8 protein-coding genes and 2 pseudogenes are annotated in these 7,359 nt (G+C 30.0%); 8 read left to right on the top strand and 2 right to left on the bottom strand.

Going from position 1 to position 7,359, the window contains the following annotated elements; all coding sequences use genetic code 11:
* Window positions 1-81: 81 nt before the first annotated feature.
* Complete coding sequence (locus J2S17_RS28495; protein ID WP_307480707.1) at window positions 82-903, top strand: AraC family transcriptional regulator; 822 nt, start codon at window positions 82-84, stop codon at window positions 901-903.
* 137 nt (window positions 904-1,040) lie between these two features.
* Here J2S17_RS28495 and J2S17_RS28490 read toward each other — a convergent pair.
* Window positions 1,041-1,413 (bottom strand): annotated as a pseudogene (locus J2S17_RS28490) (NUDIX domain-containing protein); the annotation flags it as partial.
* A 625-nt stretch (window positions 1,414-2,038) separates the two neighbouring features.
* Between J2S17_RS28490 and J2S17_RS28485 the strand changes: the two are divergent.
* The 7 genes from J2S17_RS28485 to J2S17_RS29120 all read left to right on the top strand — a co-directional run bounded on the left by J2S17_RS28485 (window position 2,039) and on the right by J2S17_RS29120 (window position 6,577).
* Window positions 2,039-2,749, top strand: coding sequence for a cytochrome c biogenesis CcdA family protein (locus J2S17_RS28485; protein ID WP_307480704.1), 711 nt, complete (start codon window positions 2,039-2,041; stop codon window positions 2,747-2,749).
* A gap of 17 nt (window positions 2,750-2,766) precedes the next feature.
* Window positions 2,767-3,456 carry a response regulator transcription factor gene (locus J2S17_RS28480; protein WP_307480701.1) on the top strand — a complete coding sequence of 230 codons (690 nt, stop codon included), beginning with the start codon at window positions 2,767-2,769 and terminating at the stop codon, window positions 3,454-3,456.
* Window positions 3,446-4,522 (top strand): ATP-binding protein, encoded by a 1,077-nt coding sequence (locus tag J2S17_RS28475; RefSeq protein WP_307480698.1) that lies wholly within the window; start codon window positions 3,446-3,448, stop codon window positions 4,520-4,522. The genes J2S17_RS28480 and J2S17_RS28475 overlap by 11 nt, the downstream gene beginning before the upstream one ends.
* A 63-nt stretch (window positions 4,523-4,585) precedes the next feature.
* Window positions 4,586-4,870, top strand: a complete 285-nt coding sequence (locus J2S17_RS29015; protein WP_370875145.1) for an AbrB/MazE/SpoVT family DNA-binding domain-containing protein — start codon at window positions 4,586-4,588, stop codon at window positions 4,868-4,870.
* A 237-nt stretch (window positions 4,871-5,107) separates the two neighbouring features.
* Entirely contained in the window at window positions 5,108-5,713 is a 606-nt protein-coding gene (locus tag J2S17_RS28470; protein ID WP_307480695.1) for a hypothetical protein, read from the top strand.
* A gap of 12 nt (window positions 5,714-5,725) precedes the next feature.
* A complete protein-coding gene (locus J2S17_RS28465; protein ID WP_307480692.1) occupies window positions 5,726-6,307 on the top strand; it encodes a TlpA family protein disulfide reductase in 582 nt (193 codons plus the stop codon).
* Window positions 6,308-6,394: 87 nt separating this feature from the next.
* The gene (locus J2S17_RS29120) at window positions 6,395-6,577 is read left to right on the top strand and encodes a YhaZ family DNA alkylation repair protein (RefSeq protein ID WP_503128674.1); all 183 of its coding nucleotides are present in this window, start codon (window positions 6,395-6,397) and stop codon (window positions 6,575-6,577) included.
* A 52-nt stretch (window positions 6,578-6,629) separates the two neighbouring features.
* Here the strand turns inward: J2S17_RS29120 and J2S17_RS28460 are convergent.
* Window positions 6,630-7,108: pseudogene (locus tag J2S17_RS28460) on the bottom strand (GNAT family N-acetyltransferase).
* Window positions 7,109-7,359 lie beyond the last annotated feature (251 nt).

Raw genomic sequence — 7,359 nt, 5'->3', positions numbered from 1 at the left:
ACATACGAATTCATGGGACACTTGGTTATGTAAGTCCAATTGATTATAAACTTGAACACCTTAAAAAAGTTGTCTAGTTTAGTGTTGACATACCAGTATACGAATATCTCTGAAACAATTCTAGGTTACATCCCTTTACATTGGCATGTGGAAATGCAATTTGTAGTAGTTAAAAAGGGCATAATCGAAATTCGAATTAATGGAAATAAGATACCAGTTTCAAAAGGAGAAGGATTCTTTATTAACTCAGGCATTATACATGAAATTTATGCGATAACCCCTGATGCAACATTTATTTGTTGGAATGTTGGGATAACACTTTTTGATAAGCATATACAAAACAAGTACATTCTTCCTTTAATCCAAGAAGGAAGTACACCCTATGTACTGCTAGATCCCTTACATGAGAAACACATTATAATTATAGAAGGAATTTTAAGATCTTTTTATGTATTTAAAGAACAAGGAAAAGGATTCGAGTTAGTCATATCTAGTCAGTATCTTTTATGTTTAAAAGAATTGTTTAATGAAGTAAATCTTCACTCCTCTAATAACATTCCAATTTATGATCAAAGAGTTAAGAAGATTTTAAAATATATTCATAACAATTATCACTTTCAAATATCCCTTGAACAATTAGCTGAAATTGCTTACTTAAGTAAATCAGAAACAATACGTCTTTTTAAAAAACACGTTGGGAAAACTCCATTTAATTACATTCTTACTTATCGTTTAGAGCGCAGTATAGATCTTTTGATTGGTACTGAAAGTACAATTACCGAGATTTCTAATGAATGCGGCTTTTCTAGTGTTAGTTATTTTATAGAAAAATTTAAAAATAGTTATGATACTACTCCGAAAAAATTTAGAAAAGAAAAAAAGGTTAAGGGCCAAGTCCCTTAACCCCTTCAATAGTAATTGCAACAAATTTTTTCTATAAACATATATTCTTTCTTTAACTGTCCTGCCCCGTTTGTTACATAAGAAAAGGGAGATTCTTCGTTATGAAGATACTCCCCCATTAATTCAACAAGATATAATTATTTTTGAGAAAGATTTTTTAACCACTGTTCATCCCACTGAAAATATAATTCATTATTTACCCTTTGTAAAAATAAATCTTTAGGGTAAGGGGTAAAGCAAGTTCAGGCATTTCACTTGGGCTAAAATATTGAAGGTCAGCCGTTTCGTTATCTATTGGACTTAGTTCAGCCACTTTGAATAACGCATTCAAACATTAAGACGTTATACTCCACTTTTTGACCATTAGGATATTGGATCGAAAGTCTTTCCCACCAAATACACCTAATAACTTTTGAGAAGAACATATAATCCTGTCTCTTCCCATACTTCTCGAACAATTGCTTCGGCTGGTGCTTCTCCAAGTTCAATTGCACCAGCAGGAAGACTCCAATTCTACCATTTCCTTTATTTTGCAATAAAATATCTCTCAAATCGCCCTTTTGTGACATAAAAAAAGGCGATTCTTCTTTAAGAAGAAAATCCCCCGTTTGTTAAAGTACATTTCTTCACATATCATTGTGGGGGCCTTTGACCTCCATATACTCCAGGCTCTATCATCATGGTATATAAATTTGCCCTTTAAGACTAAACATCTGAAGGCATTCGAACAATTTTTTTACAGAATTGTCACTCCGTTTAGTTATTCAATAGATGAATTAACTTAAGTATAATATTAAGGCATCAAAATTCTATCAAATGTAATTAACTATGTTACATGATTTCCGTTACTAAGAAAAAAGAAAAGCTGAAAAAAAGAGCTATAATATATCAAATATTTAGATGTAATTATTATTGTTGAATTGACCAGCCGGCTAAGTCTGATTTAATTGAATATGTTAACCTTTAGTCATTGTTGGTAATAAAACTACTTCATTCCTTTTTATCATTAAAAAGCATAAATATACTTCTACCAACTAAAATTGTCAAACTTAAATAGCCTAAAAGTTGTTGATAATTCTTAATTAAACTTTAACAAATTATTTCTATACTATCTCAATAAGGGAGATGGTTTAAAATGAATGAAATTGGTATTTTAGTTGCGCTATTCGCGGGAATGCTATCTTTTTTCTCACCATGTGTATTTCCACTATTACCAGCTTTCGTTACTCATTTAACAGGTGGAAAAATTCAAGAAGGAAACATGTATTTAAATAGAAAAAAATTAGTGTTAAGATCAATTGGTTTTATAATGGGCTTCAGTATTATTTTTATTGCTTTAGGAGCATCAGCGAGTTTTATTGGTGGTATTCTAATGGATTATCGGATGATTGTAATGCAAGTATCCGGTTTATTAATAATCATTTTTGGTTTACAGATGTCGGGTTTATTAAAATTTAAATTTTTAATGAAAGAAAAGAGAATAGAAACAAAACCAGGCGGAAAAAATATTTTTAGTTCCGTTTTACTTGGGATGGCTTTTGCATCAGGGTGGTCACCTTGTGTAGGATTGGCTCTCTCATCTATATTACTTTTGGCCAGTTCTTCAGATACTTTATATCAAGGAGTTTTTTTACTTACTGCGTATTCACTTGGTATGGCTATTCCCTTCTTTGCAATTTCAATGCTGGTATCCTATTCTCTTAAATCTATAAAGAAAATAAATAAATATCTAGGGAAGTTATCGTTTATTAATGGAATGATAATGATCTTCTTGGGATTTTTTGTTTTAAGTGGTCAAATGCAAAGAATTAGTGCATGGTTAGCAACTTATAGCTTATTTCAATAATAGGAAGAGGTAAATCATTGGAAAAGAAAAACTGTCAATCAATATTAGTAGTCGAAGATGATACCAAAGTTAGAAACTTAATTAAAATATATTTAGATAGGGATGGTTATGAAGTTATCGAAGCAGATAATGGTGTAGTTACTAAGACCATTATAGAGAAATCCCACCCTTGCATGTTAATACTAGACCTTATGATTCCGGGTATTAATGGAGAAAAAATTTGTAGATGGATAAGAGAAGATTTAAAAAGTAACATGCCAATAATTATGTTAACTGCTAAAGCAGCTGAAAAGGATAGAATAAATGGTTTTAAACTTGGAGCAGATGATTATATAGTAAAACCATTTAGCCCTGAAGAATTAATGGTTAGAATTAAGGCTGTTCTGAGAAGAACAGGTAGTCATTGTGGTACTTTAAGGTTTCATGGTTTGACCTTGAAAATTGTTGCTAGAGAAGCTTGGATACAAAATAAAAAACTTGACTTAACACATTTTGAATTTACTATTTTAATGACGTTTATGAAACATCCTGGTCAAGTCTTATCCAGAGAACAGATCTTAAACTATATCTATAAAAACAATGAAAAAGCTGTTTCTAATAGAACTATAGATGTTCATATAAAACATTTACGAGAAAAGATAAATACACAAACACCCAAAAATTACATTCAAACGGTTAGAGGAGTGGGATACAAACTTGTGGATTAATAAAAAATTCCAAAACCTTTTATCAAAGCTTGTAGCACTTAATAGTATTGTTATCTTGTTTGTCATTATACTAGCAGGCATATCTGTTAAAGATTATGCCTGTTTTTTAGTTAATTCTGAGCAGGTTATTGGTAAAGAGCTTGTCGACACCTTAAATAGTTTCCTATGGAAAATAGGCATACTTTCTTTCTTGCTAGTAGGTGTATTTCATTATATTACCGTAAAGAAAATTATTGCACCAATCAAGGAGTTAACTGAGGCAGCTAAAGAAATAAAGGCCGGACATTTACCTAAAAAGGTAAATGTCCAAACAACAGGTGAAATTAATGAATTAATAAATAATTTTAATGCAATGACTGAAAAGCTTAAATATGTCCAGGAGAGAAGAGACGACATGCTACGAGATATCGCTCATGAGCTTCGAACACCTTTGACAAATATTAATGGCTACCTTGAGGCATTACAAAATAAAGTAATAACTGGCACCCCAGAATTATTTGGTTCTTTACTAGAAGAATCTAGAAGAATTACTAGAGTTGTTGAACTAATAACAGAATTAAATTCTTGGCATCCCGATTATTTGTTTTTGGAAAAAGAGTTTAAACCTTTAAAAGTTAATATAATTTTAGAGGATTCAATAAAATCATTTCAACTTAAACTTAATAAGGAATTCAATAATATAAATATTAAAATAGATGAATCAAGCATTATGGGCAATCAGGATGGTATTAAACAAATATTTAATAATATCTTACAAAACATTGTTGCTTATAATATTGGAGACGAATTATCAATAAATGCAAAATTATTTAAAGAAGACTATATTATTACTTTTTCTCATCTTGGGGAAGAAATATTCGAGCAACAAAAAGACCTGATATTTGAACGCTTTTATCGAATAGAAGAATCACGTAGTACTAAAACAGATGGTGCAGGTCTTGGCCTATCTATCGCCAAAGGTATTGTCGACTCACATGGAGGTGATATTGGAGTAAATACTGACGGTAATAATCATACTTTCTGGATTAAGTTCCCTTTAGATAAGTCAAATAGTATGAATAAGTAATATTTACATGATTGGATAATCCATATTAACAAGAATATAAAATCTTATTAACGGTGAAAACAAATGTATATTAAAAAAATTACAAAAAATGGTCAGATACTAATTCCAAAAGAAATACAAAACAGAACGTCTATATCGGAGGGTGATTTCTTATATATATATATAAGAAAGAAACAGATTGTAATAGAAAAAAGTAACGAAAATCAAACCCTTAACCAATGTGTTTTTAGAAATAAACTCCTTTCTATCCCTGTAGAGATTAGGAGGATATTGGACATATCGAACGAATCCAAATTGGCTATATGTTGCTCACCTTGCAATAATTCAATAATTCTAAGGACGATATGATTAAATTAAAGATTTTTTTAAATGAACTAAAGGTTACCTAACCATAATACTAATAACCCTTTTATATCTGAAAAGGGTTATTTTTATTTTGCATAATCCTCCTTCTAATATTACTGAATAAATAGTTTTTATCATCTTAACTAATACTTAATAAAACTCTAATATAATCTTTTTGAGAGGAGGCATGAGTCAAATATAGTTTCTAAATCTATTTTTTATAATATGAGGAGGATAGTAATGTCTTACGTTCAAATTGGAAACACTTCTATTTCTTTAACATGGGTTGCAGTTCTTGTCAGTTTTTTTTTAGTCATAATTTTATATAGATTAATCACTCACAATAAAGTAAGTGACTGGTTTGGTAATAGTCTATTTCTTTTTTTTATTATTTGGAAATTAAGTTATATCCCATTAAATTTCAAATTATTTATTGATACTCCTCTTTCAATTATATATTTTAATGGTGGACTTAAAGGACTTATCTTTGCCGTAGTGACTGTAACTGTTTATCTTATATATTTGTCGAAAAATAAAGCAAAACATATACGAACAGAAGGTCATATAGTTTTTCTAATCTTTTATTTAAGCTTTATCCCATTTAAGTTAATATTAGAATTTAAATCTATAGGAATATTAATTTTACTAATACCCCTTCTATTAATGTTTTTTTTATTCAAGTATAAACAAAATATTAGTACTACTTTATCTAATCAATTATATATAATCTTTTTTTTAATAGGTATTTTAATGTCTAGTTTATTCGATAATTTATTGTCAACGGAATTTATATCAATAATGTGGTTGGGTTTAATTATCTACATTTTAGGATTAAAAAAGACTTAGGAGGCTTTGAGAATGTTAAAGAATATAATCTCTCTTGTGATTATTATAATAGGTCTAGGTATAGTAATAATAAATATATTTGATTTGAATTTCTCTAACAATTCAACTGAAAGCAATACATCTATAGAGGTGGTAGCTGATGACAATCAGCAAAATCAAAATATTAGTTTGCAAAAGGGAGCAACTGCACCAGATTTTGAATTAACGACTCTAGACGGACAGACTCTTAAATTATCTGATTGTAAAGGAAAAAAGGTTATCCTAAATTTTTGGGCAAGTTGGTGTCCCCCTTGTATAGCGGAACTGCCACATATGGAGAACTTTTATCAAAAGAACAAAGAGGCTGAGATTGAAATTGTAGCTGTTAATTTAACTAATTTGGATAAAGGAACGGCTGCAATCGAAGATTTTGTGGATGATTATTATTTATCATTTCCTATTCCACTGGATAAAAACGGAGATATCGGCTTACTATACCAAGCATATTCTATTCCTACCAGCTATATTATTGATTCGAAGGGAGTTATCACGCAGAAGTTAGTTGGACCAATGGATGAATCGATGATGGAGAGTCTAACTAATAGTATTGAATAATCGTTGATTATCATTTTTGAATGGTTTAATCCTTTTAGATTTTAAATAAAACATTTATATAAAAATCCTCATCTGATATGAAAGTTAATTATCTACATATGCAAATTTCAGGTCAATTCTGATGGGGGTTTTTATCCGGTAGCGGGTGGCACATATATCACCGGAACGAGAACGCACAACTGGTTAGATTTGACGACACGGCGCCACTACGCAGGTGCCAACAGAGTGACACTTGTAATTAATGGGCTAAATGTTGGGAATCAATACTAACGCTCCTCCCCTACCAATAAGTGATTTGAGATAATTCATTTAAAATTAATTTTCAACATGACTTTCTAGCTATATGTATTTTAACATAAGTTTTGCTACTAGTTATGTTCTTTAACTTGCCAAATCTATCACCATTATCTATAAAGCCTAAACTTGAGTATAATTTTGCTCCTAGATTTTCCGGATGATATCCTACAATTTTTTTTACATTCGGTAATTTAGCAATTTCTGAAATCATAGATTTAGTCGCTATTTTACCTATACCTTTTCCTTGGAATTCCTTATCTACCATTATTGTATGTACCCAATAACCATTGAGCTCTTCTAGTAACGAATTGTACATTAAAAATCCAACTACTTTTTCTTCAAGATAAATAGCATAAGGTTTAATGTAGGTTCAAACTTTGACTGAGCTATTGAAATAGCATTTGATTCAATGTAATCTGACCGTTCTTTCGATACTCCCAATTCGTAGCATTCATACCAGTTATACGCATTTAATTCTATAATTTTCACGTTTTTATTAGTCATCATTTTCCCCTTTTTGATTTATATTTAGGTAATTTTCCGACTTTTAAAGTTATACCATTTTAATCAGTTTTTTTAATCAAATCGCTCAGTAAATCACCATTTATTCAAAAATATTTTTTCCACTAACCTCCCTCAATAAACAAACACTTATCTCTTAAATACGCAGTTTTTCTCCATATTACTATCTAACTTGTTTAACTTTACAGTTTTGGTTAGAACGAATAGAACTCAATTTAGCAGTTTACGAAGAA

This window comes from Cytobacillus purgationiresistens, from assembly GCF_030813235.1.
Classification (GTDB): Bacteria; Bacillota; Bacilli; order Bacillales; family Cytobacillaceae; genus Cytobacillus; species Cytobacillus purgationiresistens.
This window is presented reverse-complemented; position numbering and strand designations above follow the sequence as displayed.

Bases quoted from the DNA above. Each gene is read 5' to 3' on its own strand.
- J2S17_RS28470 (WP_307480695.1), top strand. From the start codon at position 5,108: ATGTCTTACGTTCAAATTGGAAACACTTCTATTTCTTTAACATGGGTT.
- J2S17_RS29015 (WP_370875145.1), top strand. From the start codon at position 4,586: ATGTATATTAAAAAAATTACAAAAAATGGTCAGATACTAATTCCAAAA.
- J2S17_RS28465 (WP_307480692.1), top strand. From the start codon at position 5,726: ATGTTAAAGAATATAATCTCTCTTGTGATTATTATAATAGGTCTAGGT.
- J2S17_RS28485 (WP_307480704.1), top strand. From the start codon at position 2,039: ATGAATGAAATTGGTATTTTAGTTGCGCTATTCGCGGGAATGCTATCT.